Source organism: Shewanella aquimarina (assembly GCF_023349185.1).
Lineage (GTDB): Bacteria > Pseudomonadota > Gammaproteobacteria > Enterobacterales > Shewanellaceae > Shewanella > Shewanella aquimarina.
Genome location: NZ_JAKIKY010000005.1, coordinates 176,924 through 195,117, shown reverse-complemented (window position 1 = coordinate 195,117; position 18,194 = coordinate 176,924). Strand labels below are relative to the sequence as shown.

Genomic DNA, 18,194 nt, shown 5'->3' with positions numbered 1-18,194 from the left:
CGCGTTGTAATTTGGCTCGTTAAGTGGCTAAACTCTACTCTCAACTAACCTAACCTTTTTTCCTCAATTTCATTCTACGAATCTCTGCTTCATTCACATAGTATCCCTGTTTAAATTGCTCCTCAAAAACCTGCTCCATGCCCCTCGGATACCTGATATAAAGATTAATTTGAGCCAATTCGGAGTAAAATTTCTGTAGTTGCCCCTCCTCAAACACTGCAGATATAATCTCTTTCCCACGACCCCTCAAAGTAGATATTACTTCTGGAGTATTTCGGTCAAATATCCACATCCCGTGAATTAAAGAGTTTCGATAATCCTGATAACACCGAATCTTCTCATATTGCTTTTTTAAAACCACTTTATCAGCTTCAGGTGCTCCAGCAATCACCCTTTCCTTCCATACCTCTAGCACTTTAGAGAAGCTTAAATTATTCATTTCTTTAGGCAGTTCTGACAACTCGAAATCGACACCATAACTCTCCAAGGCCTGCTGGAATACCTCGCCTTCAATTGCTCCCCAATGGGCAACAATCAGGCCGAGAAGTTTGCTCTCGGATGGTGACAACCCAACATCCCATACTTGCTTTATTTCTTGATCTGACATATTCGCATGTCCTTTATAGCCAGCAAAGCCATTGATTAATAAGTACTCTATCAAAGTCGGGCCGCATAAACGAGCGGAAAACATTGACAGTAAAATGAGATATTGTGCCTTCTCAGAAGCCTTGACTACCTGTAACTCACAAAGGGCTATAAACACCTTTTCGCTTTAACTCCCTACTCTCACCAAACGACGGCAAATCGAAGAGACGATTAGATACAGGTGTAAGCACGCTTTTGGCTCTCGGCGGCATGGCCAAAAATGTTCCCTACATTTTTTGGCATTCCCTACATCCATGTAAGTCAGTACCGCCGTGAAGCGTATAGGGATATATTCAAACAACATCCCTGTTTAACAGCCAGTTCGGCATCCATGCCTCTCGCTCGTGAGCACGAAGCTGCGCTTCACTCACCGTGCCAAAAGAGTGCTTGCACATCCCTCGCCGGGCAGGCGATAGATTGCAATGAAGATGCGACTTTCAAACTCTCTCGATAAGTACGCATGCAACAAGACGCTACACACAGAGGAAAACTATCCGATTCCATATCGGATACAAAAATGCCGATGAAGTCTCCCTCATCGGCATTCATCAACTCTGAGTCAGCAACTCAAAAATTGAAAGATCGAATTCCCGATCACCCCAACCTTTGACGAACCGCCTCGAACAAACAGATCCCTGTGGCTACTGAGACGTTGAGGCTAGAGACGCTACCCGCCATCGGGATAGAGGCCAGCGAATCACAGCTCTCGCGAGTCAGGCGACGCAGGCCCTTGTCTTCGGCGCCCATCGCGATGGCGATAGGGCCCTTAAGGTCGGCCTTGTAGAGGTCGTGCTCGGCTTCGCCGGCGGCGCCGACGATCCACACGCCCTTCTCTTGCAGGGCCTTCATGGTGCGCGCCAGGTTAGTCACCTGAAACAGGGGCACCACTTCGGCGGCGCCGCAGGCAACCTTGCTAACGGTTGGCGTGAGGCCAACCGAATTGTCGCGCGGCACGATCACCCCATGTACCCCGGCGGCGTCAGCGTTACGCAGACAGGCGCCCAGGTTGTGGGGATCGGTCACGCCATCGAGGATCAACAGAAACGGCGTCTCTGTCTTGTCCAGCAGGGCCTGCAGATCGTTGTCATTGAGTTGCTTGGCAGGCTTGGCGCGTACCAGCACCCCCTGGTGCTGACTGCTGCTGGCCTTGTCGTCCAGCGCCTTGCGTGACGCCTGCTGCACCGAGACGCCATACTCGGCGGCCATAGCCAGCAGCGGCATCAGACGTTGATCGTCGCGCCCCTGCAATACCCACATCTCGATCACCCGCTCAGGGCTGTTCTTTAGCAAGGCCTCGACGGCATGGATGCCGAAGGTGAAATCTTGTTTCTTCATCTGGTTTGAGTCTCTTATTTCTTACTGCTGCGTTTCTTCACGCTCTTACGTTTCTTGGCACCCGGCTTGGCTGATGACTTCTTGGCCCCAGTCTTAGACTTACTCGCGCCAGCCTTACCCGCACCGGACTTACCGGCTGCGGGCTTGCCAGCTCCAGATTTGCCTTCGCTGCGTCGGGCGGAGCGGCGTTTACCGCTGGGCTTGTCATCCTCTTTACCCTTGCGGGACATCTTGGCCCCTTCCAGGTTGACCCGCTCGCGCGCGGTCAGCGGCTTCTTGGCGCGGCGCGGACGTGATGTCTTACCATCGTCGCCCACCATCATGAGATCGATCTGGCGATCGTCCAGGTTAACCGCGGCCACCTTGACGGTAACGGCATCGCCTATCTGATACACCTGACCCGAGGCCTCGCCCACCAGGCGCTGACGCATATTATCATAGTGATAATAGTCACCGCCCAGGGTGGAGATATGCACCAGGCCGTCGATGAAGAGGTCGCTCAGGCGGACGAACATGCCGAAGTGGGTCACAGAGGCCACCACAGCCTCGAAGGTGTCACCCACATGGTCACGCATAAACTCGCACTTGAGCCAGTCGCTGACGTCGCGGGTCGCCTCGTCGGCGCGGCGCTCTGTGTTGGAACACTCTTCGCCCAGCAGGTCCAGCTCTTCTATCTGGTAGTGATAGCCACCATCAGGCGTCCACTTGTCGCTGGCCTCGCCACGCTCCTTGGCCAGCAGGTAACGGATCACCCTGTGCAGGATCAAATCCGGATAGCGACGAATCGGCGAGGTAAAGTGCGAGTACTCCTCCAGCGCCAGGCCGAAGTGGCCCTCGTTGTCCGGGTTATAGGTTGCCTGACGCATGGAGCGCAGCAACATCACCTGAATCAGCTCGGCATCGGGCCTGTCGATCACCTGCTCCATCAGGGCCTGATAATCGGCAGGCTCCGGCTCCAGGCCGCCGCCCATGGCAAGGCCGCGCTCCTTGAGGAAGTCCTTGAAGTTAGTCAGCTTCTGCTCCGACGGCGCCTCATGCACCCTATAGAGCACCTCGCCCTTATGCTTCTTCACAAACTTGGCCGCCGCCACGTTGGCCAGGATCATGCACTCTTCGATGATCTTATGGGCCTGGTTACGGGTGCGCGGCTCGATACGCTCGATCTTGCGATCGGCGTTGAAGATAAACTGAGTTTCCGTAGTCTCGAAGGCTATGGCACCGCGCTGGGCGCGGGTATCATCCAAGGTCAGGTAGAGCGACTGCAGGGTCTGCAAATGCGGGAAGATTGGCTTGAGCTCATCGCTCACCTCGCCGCCCTCGAGCATATCCGCCACCTGGGTATAGGTGAGGCGCGCGTGGGAGTGCATCACCGCCGGGTAGAACTTATAACCCGACAGCTTACCCGCCGCCGAGATGGTCATCTCGGCCACCATACAGAGGCGATCGACACCCGGGTTGAGGGAGCAGAGGCCGTTAGACAGCTTCTCCGGCAACATGGGGATCACCTGAGACGGGAAGTAGACTGAGTTACCGCGAGCACGGGCTTCTTTATCCAGCGCCGATTCGGTGCGCACATAGTGACTCACGTCGGCGATGGCTACCCACAGGCGCCAGCCGCCACTCTTCTTGGTCTCGGCGTACACGGCATCGTCGAAGTCACGGGCATCTTCACCGTCTATGGTGACCAGCGGCAGCTTACGCAGATCGACTCTGCCCAGCTTGTCCTCTTCGGTCACTTCGTCGGGGATCTTGCGCAGCTTCTTCTCGATCAGGCTCGACCAGGTATGGGGCAGATCATAGTTACGCAGGGCGATCTCTATCTCCATGCCCGGCGCCATCTCTTTGCCCAGCACCTCGGTGACCTTACCTGCCGCCTTCATGTAGCGACCGGGACGGCGAGTCAGCTCGACCACCACCACGTCACCCTGACGGGCACCGTTGCGATCGCCATCGGGGATCAGGATCTCCTGGGTGATACGCTTGTCATCGGCGATCACGAAGGCCATGCCGGAATCCAGGTGGAAACGCCCCACCAGTGGCGCGGTGCGCTCATGGGTGAGACGGACGATGCGCGCCTCGCGGCGTCCCTTACGGTCGACACCGGCCTTCTGGGCCAGCACCTTATCGCCGTGGAAATACATCAACATGTCACGGTTATTGATGAAGAGGTCGTCGCCACCTTCATCGAGTTTAAGGAAGCCGAAGCCATCCTTATGCCCCAGAACGGTACCGCTGAGCAGATCCATACGCTCGGGCAGGCCATAGGCCTGGCCACGGGTAAAGACCAGCTCGCCGTCACGCTCCATGGCCCGTAGGCGACGGCGCAGGGCTTCGAGCTGCTCTTCGTCGGTTATCTTGAGCGCCTGAGCGATCTTCTCGCGATTGAGGGGTGATTGCTGTGAGCGTAAGTAATCTAAAATATACTCACGACTAGGAATGGGGTTGTCGTACTTCTCTTGTTCACGCTTTAAATGCGGATCTTTGATCATTCATTATCCATAAATTTTGCCCAGGCTCTCCTGCTGTTGCTAAGGGGCTTAGGGCGTTTACCGGGATCTCAGGTGCGCCTGCTTAGCCCTCTCAACTGCACTTGCGGGCATCTTTGCTTCCAGCACCATCAATAATTTCAGGGCTTCCTGTTTGGTCGCCTCATCACTAAATACATCGTTGTATAGCCAGTGGTAACCCATCTCATAGTCTCTGGGGCTACCATAGCCTTCGCCAAACAATCTGACCAGCATCATGCGCGCAGGCAGATCGCCACTGGCGGCAGCGGGCAGTGTGTATTGCACCGCACGCTCCTTATCTTGGATCACGAACTTACCGTCATGGTAATACTCGGCAATCCTGACCATGGCCTCGGCGCTCCCCTGCTCTGCGGCGTCGCGTAGCATGGAGATCCCCCGTGGCGGGTTGGCCTTGACGCAGATGCCATAGTTAAGCATCTCCGCCCATAAATATTGGTACAGCGGCTGCTTCAATACCTCGGCACGCGCCTCGATATCTTGCACCAGCTGACAATCATCTCCCGTGACGCGGGTCAGGTAAGACTTGTCACGGATCATCTTGATAAGCTGCTCTTGGCTGTAGATATTGACCGCCTTCAACCCTTCCGACCTGTTTTCGGTGGGCTTATTATCAACCGCCTTAGCGGTTTCGGGCTCGGCATGGGCCAGGGTTGATAGCCAGGCCAGCAACATAACACACACTAATCTTGCCATAAGAAAGCTCTCTTGGTTGATCTCACGCCTTATCTCTCAAATAGACTCAGGCAGTATACCTTATCTTATCGGCCGCTGCGGCATTAGCTTAAAAAGTGATCGTATGCTTATCGCTAATAGATCTCAATTTACCCACAGATATTCGAGCCTGGTGCGCTCAAAGTATCTGCGACAAAGTCATTTGCGGTAAAAGCATTTGCAATAAAATCGCTTGCAATAAAAAGGCCGCTTAACGCGGCCCTTATGATTAACTGAACGGATTCACTAGAATCATGGTCTCGTTTCTGTCGGGACCCGTTGAGATAATATCGACTGGCGTTTCCAGTAGCTCTTCTACACGCTTAATGTAGTTGATCGCTGCCTGTGGCAGTTGATCGATAGAGGTCGCACCAAAGGTGTTCTCGCTCCAACCAGGCATAGTCTCGAGCACAGGAGTAACCTGCTCGTAGCCTTCGGCTGCCAACGGCGTAACCGTTGCGATGCTGCCATCTGGGTACTGGTAACCCACACAGATCTTAACTTCTTCAAGGCCGTCGAGTACGTCAAGCTTAGTCAGACAGAAACCGCTGATGCTGTTGATCTGTACCGCGCGCTTCATGGCAACGATATCTAACCAACCTGGACGACGCTTACGACCAGTGGTCGCACCGAATTCGTGACCCTTAGTACCTAAGTGATCGCCGATCTCGTCTTGCAGCTCAGTTGGGAAAGGACCCGCACCCACACGTGTGGTGTATGCCTTCATGATACCGAGCACATAGTCAAGGTGACGTGGACCGAAACCTGAACCTGTCGCCACACCACCTGCAGTAGTGTTTGAAGAGGTTACGAATGGATAAGTACCGTGGTCGATATCCAGTAGGGTACCCTGTGCGCCTTCAAACAGAATAGGCTCACCGGCCTTACGTGCTTGATCCAGCAGCTCAGTCACATCGGTACACATGCTCTTCAGATAGTCGGCGATGGCCAACGCATCTTTTAGCGTGGTCTCGTAATCAACCGCTTCGCAATCATAGTATTCGGTCAGCATGAAGTTGTGATATGCCATCACTTCCTTCAGCTTCTCGGCGAATAGTTCTGCATTAAACAGATCGCCAACGCGAAGACCGCGACGAGAGATCTTATCTTCATAAGCAGGACCGATACCACGACCCGTTGTACCAATAGCTTTATTACCGCGTGCTTTTTCACGTGCGATATCTAAGGCACAGTGGAAGGGAAGGATCAACGGACACGCCTCGGAGATAAGCAGACGCTCCTCTACAGGGACGCCACGCTCTTTAAGCATGTTGATCTCTTTCATCAGGGCGTCGGGCGCAAGCACAACACCATTACCGATAATGCATTTTACATTATCGCGTAAGATTCCTGATGGAATAAGATGAAGAACGGTTTTGTCACCATCGATAACAAGAGTATGACCAGCATTGTGGCCACCTTGATAACGAACGACATATTTGGCCTGTTCGGTAAGTAGATCGACTATCTTACCCTTTCCTTCGTCACCCCATTGGGTGCCGAGAACTACAACGTTTTTGCCCATTATTTGCTGCAAGGTAGTGGTTAAAACGGGATTTTAGCAGATCTTGGGGGGGAAGTGGCAAGTAATTTATGAAAAAATAATCAATATGACCACGCCCGCGGTCACTAAAGCACCGCCTAACCTTTGCAAAACTCTTTGATTTTGGCTGGAAATTTCTTGCAAATATGCCCGCCAACGATTCGGAAATAAAAGCGGACCTATCCCCTCGATAATCAGCACTATCGCCAAAACCAGCATCAGGAGTTGGAATGTCATCTAGGTGTGTTTCCTATAGCGAACAATTGAGCCTTAAAAATAGCAGAAAACGGCCATAAAAAAACCCAGCACAAGGCTGGGTTTTTCCAATCTTCGCGGCGTAATATTAACGCTTTGAGAATTGTGGCTTACGACGTGCTTTACGTAGACCGACTTTCTTACGCTCAACTTTACGAGCATCACGGGTAACGAAACCAGCGGCACGTAGAGAAGGACGTAGAGCTTCATCAAGCTCCATCAGGGCACGAGTGATACCGTGACGGATTGCACCTGCCTGGCCAGTGATACCACCGCCCTTAACAGTTACATAGATGTCTAGCTTTTCAGTCATTTCAACTAGCTCTAGAGGTTGACGAACAACCATACGAGCAGTTTCACGACCAAAATATTCGTCAAGTGGACGTTGGTTCACGACGATGTTACCACTACCTACTTTAGCGAATACGCGAGCAGTAGATGTTTTGCGACGGCCAGTGCCGTAGTACTGAGTTGCAGACATTAGCTTACTCCCGGATTAGATATCAAGAACTTGTGGTTGTTGTGCAGCATGGTTGTGCTCTGCGCCAGCGTAAACTTTCAGTTTACGGTACATGGCACGTCCCAGAGGACCCTTTGGCAACATACCTTTTACTGCTTTCTCGATAATCATTTCTGGCTTATGATCTTGCAGCTTATCAAAAGTAATCTGCTTGATACCACCTGGGAAACCAGAATGAGAGTAGTAAGTCTTAGCTGCTGCTTTGTTACCAGTTACAGTTACTTTCTCAGCATTGATAACGATGATGTAATCGCCAGTATCAACGTGAGGAGTGTATTCTGCCTTATGCTTGCCACGTAGACGACGAGCGATCTCAGTAGCGATACGACCTAAAGTTTTACCTTCAGCGTCAACAACGAACCATTCGCGCGTCACTGTTTCTGGTGTAGCAGTATATGTAGTCTTCATTTACAAAAACCCAATGTTTAAATTCTGTCTCAAATGCCATTATCTTTTAATAAATAACAACACAAAAAATGCCATTCTCCGCCCCTTCGAGCAAAGAATAAGGCTTTACAACTTCCGCCGTTTTGGCGGAGTAACGAGGGCAGGTCGCGAATTATAGACAAAGCTGAGTTAAAAATCACCTAATTTTTTCAGCTAATTTAAATGATTTACTCAGCTTGGCATCGATTAGATGGCGAAAGGGCAAAAAGCGCCATTTATCGGTTGAATCTCGCCCTATGGCAGGTGTTCCAGCGCCAGATAGTCGTGCGATTGCATCTCGGTCAGGCGCGAACGACAGCGTCTGAATTCGAAACTCAACAGCCCCTGGGTATAGATCTCCTCCAGTGCTACCTCGGCCGAGATGATCAGCTTAACGTGGCGCTCATAGAACTCGTCCACCATGGCCAGGAAGCGTCTGGCGATATCATCGCCCGTGCTCTGGCTTCCCATCTGCTCGACACCGCTGAGCAGCACTGTGTGATAGAGACAAGCCAGCTCCATATAGTCGCGCTGGCTACGGGGACCGTCGCACAAATCGCGAAAATCGATCAACAGCACCCCTTGGGCCTGCTGGCGGATGGCGATCTCACGGCCATCGATATCAATCGCCTCGCGGGAGACCTCCGACTCCGGCGCCAGCTGCTGGAAATACCCCAGCAGGTTCTTATCGGCCTGAGGGTCTAGTGGATAATGGTAGATCTCGGCCTGCTCCAGGGTGCGCAGGCGATAGTCGATGCCGCTGTCCACATTCAACACCTGACAGTGCTTGTTGATCAGCGCAATCGCCGGCAGGAAACGCGCCCTTTGCAGGCCGTTACGATAGAGCTCATCGGGAATGATGTTCGAGGTAGCGACCAGGGCCACCCCTTCGGCAAATAGCGCCTGAAATAGTGTGCCCAGCAGCATGGCATCTGTAATGTCTGAGACGAAGAACTCGTCGAAACAGATCACCTGATAGCTCTCGGCCATCCGCTTGGCGATCACCAGCAGGGGATCACGCTGCCCCTTGAGGTTGTCGAGATCCAGATGGATCTGATGCATGAAGCGATGAAAGTGCGCCCTGAGTTTACGCTCGCCCGGCAGGGCATCATAGAAGGTGTCCATCAGATAGGTCTTGCCGCGCCCGACTCCGCCCCAGAGGTAGAGGCCTTGCACCGAAGGCGCTGGCTTAGCCAGGAACCCCAGCAGTTTCGCCATCCCCGTCGGCTTTTGCTGCGCCGCAATCAACTCATCATAGACACGCTGCAGGGCCTTAACCGCCTGCTCCTGAGCGGGGTCATAGGAAAAGTCATCACGTTGTAGATCGGCTTGATAATGCTGCCAGGGGGTGAGATGCGACACTGAAATTATTCTCTTCTATCCTTAATCCAATCGCTAAATGGTATCACGACACGCAATCTCAAGGTATATGTGGGCCAAGCTAAAACCTTGGCAGGTACAGACAAACGTAAAAGGGACGACCAGGGCTGTATCGCTCGCTAGTCGATGAAGACTAACGAAAAATTAACCTTTGTTAATCACCTGAACTTTATCGAGAAGGCGAGAGTCGGATTGAATAACACAGTCTTTTAATCACTTGATTTACGTCCGAGTAGCCTTATATCTACAGAGTCATAAGTTCATAATTGCAACATTGGAGTCATGAATAGATGAAAACGAAATTATCACTACTTTCCGCCGCACTGCTCGGCACGAGCCTGATGGTTATGCCTGCCGTTTCTCAAGCCGCCATTCCACTGGCCGTAGACGGACAGGAGCTACCTAGCCTGGCGCCCATGCTGGAGAAAACCACCCCTGCCGTGGTGGCCGTCGCCGTATCTGGCACCCATGTCTCTAAGCAGCGTCTGCCCGACGCCTTCCGCTACTTCTTCGGCCCTAACGCCCCGAGAGAGCAGGTGCAGGAACGTCCCTTCAAGGGACTAGGTTCTGGGGTCATCATAGATGCGAAGAAAGGCTATATCGTCACCAACAACCATGTGATCGACGGCGCCGACGAGATCTTGATTGGCCTGCACGATGGCCGTGAGATAGAGGCCAAGCTTATCGGCACAGATGCCGAGTCTGACGTGGCCCTGTTACAGATCGAAGCCAAGAACCTGGTCGCCCTCAAGCGCGCCGACTCAGATGAACTCAAGGTAGGTGACTTCGCCGTGGCAATTGGTAACCCCTTTGGTCTTGGCCAGACAGTTACCTCGGGTATCGTCAGCGCCATGGGCCGCAGCGGCCTAGGTATCGAGATGCTGGAGAACTTCATTCAGACAGACGCTGCCATCAACAGCGGTAACTCGGGCGGCGCCCTGGTAAACCTCAACGGTGAGCTGATCGGCATCAACACCGCCATCGTCGCCCCGGGCGGCGGTAACGTAGGCATCGGCTTTGCTATTCCGGCCAACATGGTCAACAACCTGGTGGATCAGCTGATCGAACACGGCGAGGTACGCCGCGGCGTGCTGGGTGTCAGCGGTCGAGACCTAGATAGCGAGCTGGCCCAAGGCTTTGGTCTGGATTCGCAGCACGGCGGCTTCGTCAATGAGGTAATGCCAGACAGTGCGGCGGATAAGGCGGGCATCAAGGCCGGCGACATCATAATCAGCGTCAACGGCAAGCCGATCAAGTCCTTCCAGGAGCTGAGAGCCAAGATAGGTACCATGGGGGCCGGTGCCAAGGTGAAGCTCGGCCTGATCCGCGACGGCGATGAGAAGACGGTCACCGCTGTGTTAGGCGAGGCTAACCAGCAGACAGAAACCGCGGCCGGTGCCGTACATCCTATGCTGGCGGGTGCAACGCTAGAGAACAATAAGAAAGGGGTCGAGATCACAGAGATCGCCCAGGGTTCTCCGGCGGCGGCTAGCGGCCTGCTCAAGGGCGATATCATAGTCGGGGTCAACCGCACCCGTATCGAAGATCTTAAAGAGCTTAAGGCGGAACTTAAGGAGCAACACGGCGCCGTAGCCCTGAAACTGCTGCGCGGTAACAACAGTCTCTATCTGGTGCTCAGATAGGACGCCTTGGAGGCCATGGCCAGGCTTAACCGCCTGCACCATGGCCTCTTTTATTTCTCGCATTATGCACTTAGGCCAATAGTGCCCTATAAATAAACATGTTAATCTAACGCTACTTTCCCCATAACACCTTAAATCATGACGCTTAAAGACACGGTAATTTACATCGCGAAAGCTGTTTTTTTCGGCCTCATCATGGCCGCCGTCTTTCTGGTCATCACCCCATGGATCACAGGCACGGCTAACCACGGCAACTTCTTCCAGAGCCGCGGACAGAACGGAATAGAACTCTCCTTCTCCCAGGCAGTACGCCGCGCCGCACCGGCGGTAGTTAACATCTATAGTCTGAGCATAGATCAGAGCCGTCCGCTCAATTCGGGCTCGCTGCAGGGGCTGGGATCTGGCGTGATCATGAGTAAAGAGGGTTACATACTCACCAACTATCACGTGGTCAAGAAGGCCGACGAGATAGTGGTCGCCCTGCAAGATGGTCGCAAGTTTACCTCAGAGGTGGTGGGTTCAGATTCTGTCACCGACTTGGCGGTGCTCAAGATAGAGGGCGATGCCCTGCCCGTCGTCCCCATTAACTTAGATGTGCCGGCCCAGGTCGGCGACGTGGTACTGGCCATAGGCAACCCCTATAACCTGGGGCAAACCATCACCCAGGGAATCATCAGCGCCACCGGCCGTAACGGCCTGAGTTCGGGCTATCTGGACTTCCTGCAGACAGACGCCGCCATCAACGCGGGTAACTCGGGCGGCGCACTCATCGACACCAGCGGCCGACTGATCGGCATCAACACCGCCGCCTTCCAGATTGGCGGCGAGGGTGGTGGCCATGGCATTAACTTCGCCATCCCCATCAAGCTGGCTCACAGCATCATGGGCAAACTGATTAAAGATGGCCGGGTGATCCGTGGTGCGTTAGGCATAACTGGCGAAGCGATCAACCCTGTGATGGCGCAGATCCTCAACCTGCCGGATCTGACCGGTGTCATGGTGACGGGTATCGATCATCAAGGGCCGGCCGCCCAGGCCAAGCTCAGACCCAGAGACGTGATCACTAAGTTTAACGACGAAACCGTTCCCGGTGTCGAGATGCTGATGGACAGAATTGCCGAGACGCCACCTGGCACTCAGGTCACCATGACCATCATACGCAGCGGCAAGTACTATGAGGTACCTGTCACCATAGGGGAAAACCTGGGCTCTGAGTAACGGGTTCTGAAGAATAGCGACTCAAGTCCGCAGACAAAAAAGCCAGCAATCGCTGGCTTTTTTGTCTTTTCATTATCACGCTAATCTCATGATATCGAGCGGCTGACTTGCTCAGGCTCCGAGCATTAGCGCTTAGCTTAAGCCCTTAACTTGGGCTCTTAAATAGTCGCAACCAGAAACCACACTCTAGCAGCGCGCCGACGACCAGCAGGCTCAAAGCCCCCAGGTGCATGCCCACGCCGTAACAGATCAGGGCACCGATCAGCAGCCCCACTAATAACGCCATCCTTTTGCCATGTGCCATATACTCTCCTTAGCATAATTAAATTGGCCGATCTTTTTATACTACAAGTATCAGCAGATCTGTACCGCCTAGATGAGATTAAATATGTTTCATCCCTGCAGAGGAAGCTCTTGCGAAGGACTAGGGCCATTCGCTGCAAACTGTGCCTTGCATCTATCCACTTTTAGCACACGCAGAGCAAGCACGGGACTTATTCGCACCTTTCCTAAGCCTTACTAAACCTGGCATGGCGATTATCGCCAATTTCACTGTTTAGACCATAGGCGAGTCTATACCGGCATAGCGGTGACTCATCCCCCCCCAAAAAAAAGACCACCTTAGCGCAGTGGCTGAGATGGTCTTCACCTATGGGGAAGGGCAATGAATCACTTTTTCACTTCATTATCGTGGGCACAACCCACACTTATTATCTAACCTGTTATTTATGGATCTTAGTCAGGGCCGCCGCCTTCTCTGTGTAGTCGCCATGACAGTTACCACAGGTAAACTTGGCAGTACCCCAAGGCATTTGATACTTACCATCGTCGGTAAACTGTTTTGCATCGGGTGACAGATCCAGGGTAAACAGGTGAGACTTGATATCACCAAACACCACATCGGCACTGCCTAACTTAGGCCCAGTAGTTACCGCACTCTTAGCAAGTTTCGGCATATGGCAGTCGGTACATTCGGCAATGGAGCTATGACCGTAGGATCCGCCACCATCGGCAAACGCCATGGTATGACAATCGCTACAGGCCTTCACCGCGCCCGCATGTAGACCGTCGCTGCTATCCTGATTCTTGGTTGACTTGTGCGCATCATGACAGCTGGTACAGCTCATGCCTTTCTTGGCACCAATCTCTTCGCCGGCTTTATAGGCTCCATGATCTTGCGGTACGACACCCAGGAGTTCGTCGGCGGTTTGGTGATGCTGAGCCAGGCCTCCCTTAGCAATGATACGTCCCCCTACCTGACTGCCCGCAGGGAAAGCACCGTTGTACTTGCTGACGAAGCTTGGATAGTCCTTCTCACCGTCACGGGTATGACATTCGGCGCAGGTAACGGCCTTGCCATATGCCATATCCTCGGCGAGGAAATCATCCGTGGTGCGCGCCGTTGCTATCTTGGTGATGTTGTCTTTCGAAGGCGCCTTGACGTGAAGACTACCGGCACCATGGCACGATTCACACTGAATACCCTGCTCGGCAAAGGTTCCGTTCATGCCGGGTAGATCGCCTTGACGATCCGGATTACGGCTGTCGCCACCGGCCACGTCTGTGGTGCGCTTCCAGCCCGTGGTGTGACAGTTACCACAGCTGTACTGCACATCAAATTCGGTATCTTTGTAGTTACCCATGACGTCCGGGTCGGCGGGGTGATTGTCGGGAATGTTCAACTCGCCTTTACTGTTATGTATGTTGTACTGGACATTCTTACCCGTCACTATGTAACCGTCTTTATCCAACCAACGCATCTTCCAGTGATAACCGCCCACCACATAGCTCACCTCATCATAGCTAGTCGGCGCCCCCAGGGTATTGTTTGGCGTCGAGTCGACCAGCAGATCTATGGCTCCGGTAATGGTGCTCTCTGGCGTATAAGGAAAACTCGGCTGCTCGCCAGCGGTGATCTTCTGAATCTTGAAGTTATGGCCCGTCTTGGCGAATGAGGCATGCTGATCCCCATGACAGCCAGCACAGGCGGCAGAGCCGACATAGGCTAAGGCTTCAGGCTCAGGCAGCGCCTCGACGGTCACGGTAACCTCACCAACCGCCTCATCTGTGCCATCTGTGATGGTATAGGTAAACTTAACCTCTCCCGCCGCGTCACCCGCGGTATATTCAACCTTACCCTCCTTGATGACCGCACTATCTGAGCTGACAGAGACGATTGACAGGGTATCGCCATCGGCGTCGGTATCGTTTGCCAGCACATCTATGCTGACCATTTCTGACACGGTAACGGTTGCGCTATCGGCAACAGCAACGGGCGGGGTGTTGCTTTCAACTGGTGGAGGGGTGTCGTCATTATCACTACCACACGCCACCAACATAGAGATCATGCTAGCAAGCAATAGCTTTTTACATGGAATTTGGCTGCTCATATATTCATCCTCTCGTGGCTTATGACAATCACCAACTTGCAGGAAGGGTGACTGATATGTCTCTTCGGACATGGTCACAGTATTTGCGACTTACCACTTAAGGGATAGATTAGGCGATTTCACAATAGCCTGACTATTGTGAAGTTTCCTTATCAGAACAAGATTAACCTACTGATTATTAGGATTTTATGACGTCATGAAAGATTGTGATTTTGTAAAACAAATTGCCCAGTTGTTGTCAAAATATAGACCTTACTCTCATTTTGTTGCACCAGACCGGCCTTCTTTAATTGGCGCAGATGAAAGTTAAACCTGGTGTGATCCTCGACGCCCACCAGGCGGCAAAGATCCATAAATTTAAGTTGCTTATGAGTCCCCAGCTGTTTCAGGGTCGAGCGCCGCAACGGATTGGCCAGGGCGGCATAGACGCTATCGGCGTCGATATTGACGGCCGACTTCAACAACTGCTTCTCCGCGATACTGCGTTTAATCCCCATCAATAGCTCACCGGCATTGAAGGGTTTGGTCATCACGCTATCGGCGCCCTTCTTCATGGCATCGACGGCGGTATCGACCGTGGCGTAGGCGGTGACTATGATAATGGCGATGAAAGGATTCAATTGGCGTAGGTTAGAGATCGCCTCGACCCCTGTCATACCCGGCATGAGCAAATCCATCAGCGCGATGTCGAAGGTGTGCTGCTGGCAGGCCGAGATCGCCGCCTCGGCGCAATCGACCGCAACAACCTGATGGCCTTCCAACTCTAAGATATCCACCATATTGGTGCGTAAGTCGGCGTCATCTTCGGCAATTAAAATGCTGGCCATCAGGCCTCCTCAAATAAAATCGACACCTGGGTTCCCTGCCCCAGCTGGCTGTGAATATCCATGCTTCCCCTGTGGGCCCTGACTATCGACTCGCAGATGGCCAGCCCAAGTCCGGTACCCTTACCTATCGCCTTGGTGGAGTAAAAAGGCTCTAGCGCCCTAGCAAGACTCGCATCGTCCATCCCCTGCCCCTGGTCCGTGACCGACAGAGAAATGCCACCCGCTTCGCTTGCCACATCGACGCAGATAATGCCGCCCTGTTCACTGGCATCCATGGCATTGTTGAGCAGATTGATCAGCAGCTCTTCAAGCTTAATCTTCTGCCCCAACATCGACAGCGATTCGGGACAATTGACCCGGATCTCGAAATTACGTTGCTTATGTGACAGCAGCTTAATCGACGAGCGAATCACCTCAGCCAGGCACACCGGCATCGCCTCCTCCGAGGTCGGTCTGGCATAAGCCAGTAACTCCTTGCTGATCTCGGCGGCGCGGCTGATCCCGAGTCGAATGCGGTTGATGTACTCTTTGTACGCGTCATCTTGTGGCGGATGCTTTCGCTCTAGCAGATCCAGCGCCAGGGTCGAGGATGCCAGCGGATTGTTGATCTCATGGGCCACCCCCATGGCCAGCTGACCGATCGCCTTATACTTATCGGCCTCGATCGCGCGCTTTAACTTCACCTCAGTTTGCTGCTCCCGCTCGATGTCGAAGATCTTGAGCGCCTTAAACAGGGTGATCAACACCAGGCCACTGGCCAGGGTACGCAGCACGGGAATGGTCATATGCAAGTCGGTCGGCACCAGACCCGCAAGCACGCCGTAAATCCACAGGCCCACACCGGTTGCCACAAAATACTGGCCATAGTCATGCCGCGCCTGTAGCAAGCCATGGCCATAGATAGCCATGCCGGAGCCGGCCAGAAACGCGCTGCCAAACCCCAGCAACAAACGCGTACAGTGGGCCGCCTGTGAAAACATCTCATCGGAGAGATCCAAGGAGCCAGATAGACGCGCCACTGAGATACTGTAGGCCAGCAGAACCAGCAGGATCGCCCCATGACCTATGCGGGCTATGCGCCGCGACAAGATAGCGAAGAGCAGCCAGGCAAACACCATCAGGCTGGCAAACGAGAGTGCCAATTTAAGTAGCCTAAGCCACTGCACCAATACCTGATATTGCTGACTGATGTCGTCGGCAAACAGGATGACGTATAACTCAGACCACTCGTGGAAGGCGTGGGTAAAGCCAAACAGGGCCAGGGCCCAGAGCGTTGGCGAGATAGAGAGCTGACTGTACTTAAAATTGCGAAAAACGACTACGCAGCCAATGGAAAAAAACACTAGGCCATAGAAGAGGTAGATGTTAAACACGATAAACGTCAGCATAGGAAGACTTTAACACTGGCTCAACATAGGCCGCCGTGACAGTCTCGACAATATCAACGCAAATTTATCTCGGCCACAAAAAAGCCACCCTAAGGTGGCTTTTTCATGATAAAGAAAAGGTTAGCTGACCCGCACGACTTCGCCGCCTAGGCCCTTAAACTTCTCTTCGATATGCTCATAGCCTCTGTCGAGGTGGTAGATACGATCCACCGTAGTCACACCATCGGCCACCAGACCGGCAATCACCAGGCTCGCCGAGGCGCGCAAATCAGTCGCCATCACCTGAGCGCCGTTGAGCCGCTCACAACCCTTGATGATACAGGTATTGCCTTCCAGCTCCATGTTGGCGCCCATACGGATAAGCTCAGGCACATGCATGAAACGGTTCTCAAAGATGGTCTCGGTAATGGTCGCCGTACCTTCCGCCAGGACGTTTAACACACAGAACTGCGCCTGCATGTCCGTAGGGAATCCCGGATAAGGCATGGTCTTGATATTGACCGCTTTAGGGCGTTTGCCCTGCATATCCAGTTCGATCCAATCTTCACCGGTTGTGATGCTGGCGCCGGCGTCTTCGAGCTTAGCGAGTACGGCCTCCAGGGTCTTAGGATCGGCATCGACACAGCGTATCTTGCCTCGGGTTACCGCAGCGGCCACCAGGAAGCTACCCGTCTCGATGCGATCTGGCATCACGCGATATTCACAGCCACTTAGCGACTCGACACCCTGGATACGAATGGTATCACTACCTGCACCGCTGATCTTAGCGCCCATGGCGTTGAGACAATTAGCCAGATCGATCACCTCAGGTTCGCGGGCAGCGTTTTCGATCACGCTCTCGCCATCGGCCAGGGCCGCCGCCATCAGCAGGTTCTCTGTGGCACCGACGCTAATCATATCCATGAAGATATGGGCGCCCTTGAGGCGACCATCGACACGTGCCTTGATATAACCCTCTTTCACCTCAATCTTGGCGCCCATCTGCTCCAAGCCATGCAGGTGCAGGTTAACCGGACGGGCACCGATGGCGCAGCCACCAGGCAGGGATACGTCGGCGGTGCCGTAACGGGCCAGCAAGGGGCCCAGGATCAGGATAGAGGCGCGCATGGTCTTCACCAGTTCATAGGGCGCGCAAAACTCCTTTAGGTGAGTCGTCGAGATGGTGATCTTGCCGTCATCGCCACGGCTCACGTCGGCACCGAGGCAGCGCAACAGCTCACAGCTGGTGTTGACATCGCGCAGGTTCGGCACATTGCTGACCACAAAGTCGGTCTCGGCGAGCACACCGGCCATCAGAATAGGCAGGGCGGCATTCTTGGCGCCTGAAATCACCACGTCACCGGCCAATGCACCACTGGCCTGAATTGTTAATTTATCCACTGTGA

Annotated in this window: 16 protein-coding genes; 2 read left to right on the top strand and 14 right to left on the bottom strand. The window is 53.5% G+C overall.

From position 1 onward, the window contains the following. Positions 1-49 precede the first annotated feature (49 nt). From L2731_RS08265 to zapE, 9 genes are all read right to left on the bottom strand, one after another. A complete protein-coding gene (locus L2731_RS08265) occupies positions 50-763 on the bottom strand; it encodes a hypothetical protein (RefSeq protein WP_249252651.1) in 714 nt (237 codons plus the stop codon). Between the two features lie 476 nt (positions 764-1,239). Then, entirely contained in the window at positions 1,240-1,980 is a 741-nt protein-coding gene (gene rlmB / locus L2731_RS08260) for a 23S rRNA (guanosine(2251)-2'-O)-methyltransferase RlmB (protein WP_249252650.1), read from the bottom strand. A gap of 14 nt (positions 1,981-1,994) precedes the next feature. Next, positions 1,995-4,469 (bottom strand): ribonuclease R, encoded by a 2,475-nt coding sequence (rnr, locus tag L2731_RS08255; protein ID WP_249252649.1) that lies wholly within the window; start codon positions 4,467-4,469, stop codon positions 1,995-1,997. Between the two features lie 57 nt (positions 4,470-4,526). Beyond that, positions 4,527-5,201 carry a tetratricopeptide repeat protein gene (locus L2731_RS08250; protein ID WP_249252648.1) on the bottom strand — a complete coding sequence of 225 codons (675 nt, stop codon included), beginning with the start codon at positions 5,199-5,201 and terminating at the stop codon, positions 4,527-4,529. Between the two features lie 247 nt (positions 5,202-5,448). Continuing rightward, the gene (locus tag L2731_RS08245; protein WP_041509957.1) at positions 5,449-6,744 is read right to left on the bottom strand and encodes an adenylosuccinate synthase; all 1,296 of its coding nucleotides are present in this window, start codon (positions 6,742-6,744) and stop codon (positions 5,449-5,451) included. A 66-nt stretch (positions 6,745-6,810) separates the two neighbouring features. Continuing rightward, on the bottom strand, positions 6,811-6,999 hold the full coding sequence (locus tag L2731_RS08240; RefSeq protein ID WP_011867088.1) for a DUF2065 domain-containing protein: 189 nt from the start codon (positions 6,997-6,999) through the stop codon (positions 6,811-6,813). Between the two features lie 106 nt (positions 7,000-7,105). Then, entirely contained in the window at positions 7,106-7,498 is a 393-nt protein-coding gene (rpsI, locus tag L2731_RS08235; RefSeq protein WP_011867089.1) for a 30S ribosomal protein S9, read from the bottom strand. Positions 7,499-7,513: 15 nt separating this feature from the next. Beyond that, positions 7,514-7,945 (bottom strand): 50S ribosomal protein L13, encoded by a 432-nt coding sequence (rplM, locus tag L2731_RS08230; protein ID WP_011867090.1) that lies wholly within the window; start codon positions 7,943-7,945, stop codon positions 7,514-7,516. Positions 7,946-8,218: 273 nt separating this feature from the next. Continuing rightward, complete coding sequence (gene zapE, locus L2731_RS08225; protein ID WP_249252647.1) at positions 8,219-9,325, bottom strand: cell division protein ZapE; 1,107 nt, start codon at positions 9,323-9,325, stop codon at positions 8,219-8,221. A gap of 308 nt (positions 9,326-9,633) precedes the next feature. Between zapE and degQ the strand changes: the two genes are divergently transcribed. Next, positions 9,634-10,986: a Do family serine endopeptidase DegQ gene (gene degQ / locus L2731_RS08220; RefSeq protein WP_249252646.1), complete on the top strand. Its 1,353-nt coding sequence runs from the start codon at positions 9,634-9,636 to the stop codon at positions 10,984-10,986. Positions 10,987-11,124: 138 nt separating this feature from the next. Then, the gene (gene degS / locus L2731_RS08215) at positions 11,125-12,204 is read left to right on the top strand and encodes an outer membrane-stress sensor serine endopeptidase DegS (RefSeq protein WP_249252644.1); all 1,080 of its coding nucleotides are present in this window, start codon (positions 11,125-11,127) and stop codon (positions 12,202-12,204) included. 145 nt (positions 12,205-12,349) lie between these two features. Here degS and L2731_RS08210 read toward each other — a convergent pair whose 3' ends face one another. The 5 genes from L2731_RS08210 to murA all read right to left on the bottom strand — a co-directional run bounded on the left by L2731_RS08210 (position 12,350) and on the right by murA (position 18,189). After that, entirely contained in the window at positions 12,350-12,508 is a 159-nt protein-coding gene (locus L2731_RS08210) for a hypothetical protein (protein WP_186300622.1), read from the bottom strand. A 418-nt stretch (positions 12,509-12,926) separates the two neighbouring features. Continuing rightward, on the bottom strand, positions 12,927-14,594 hold the full coding sequence (locus L2731_RS08205; protein WP_249252642.1) for an Ig-like domain-containing protein: 1,668 nt from the start codon (positions 14,592-14,594) through the stop codon (positions 12,927-12,929). 194 nt (positions 14,595-14,788) lie between these two features. Next, positions 14,789-15,421, bottom strand: a complete 633-nt coding sequence (locus L2731_RS08200) for a response regulator (protein ID WP_041509952.1) — start codon at positions 15,419-15,421, stop codon at positions 14,789-14,791. Beyond that, positions 15,421-16,809: a sensor histidine kinase gene (locus L2731_RS08195; RefSeq protein ID WP_249252640.1), complete on the bottom strand. Its 1,389-nt coding sequence runs from the start codon at positions 16,807-16,809 to the stop codon at positions 15,421-15,423. The genes L2731_RS08200 and L2731_RS08195 overlap by 1 nt, the downstream gene beginning before the upstream one ends. Positions 16,810-16,929: 120 nt before the next feature. Continuing rightward, positions 16,930-18,189 carry a UDP-N-acetylglucosamine 1-carboxyvinyltransferase gene (gene murA / locus L2731_RS08190; RefSeq protein ID WP_249252638.1) on the bottom strand — a complete coding sequence of 420 codons (1,260 nt, stop codon included), beginning with the start codon at positions 18,187-18,189 and terminating at the stop codon, positions 16,930-16,932. Between the last annotated feature and the right edge of the window lie 5 nt (positions 18,190-18,194).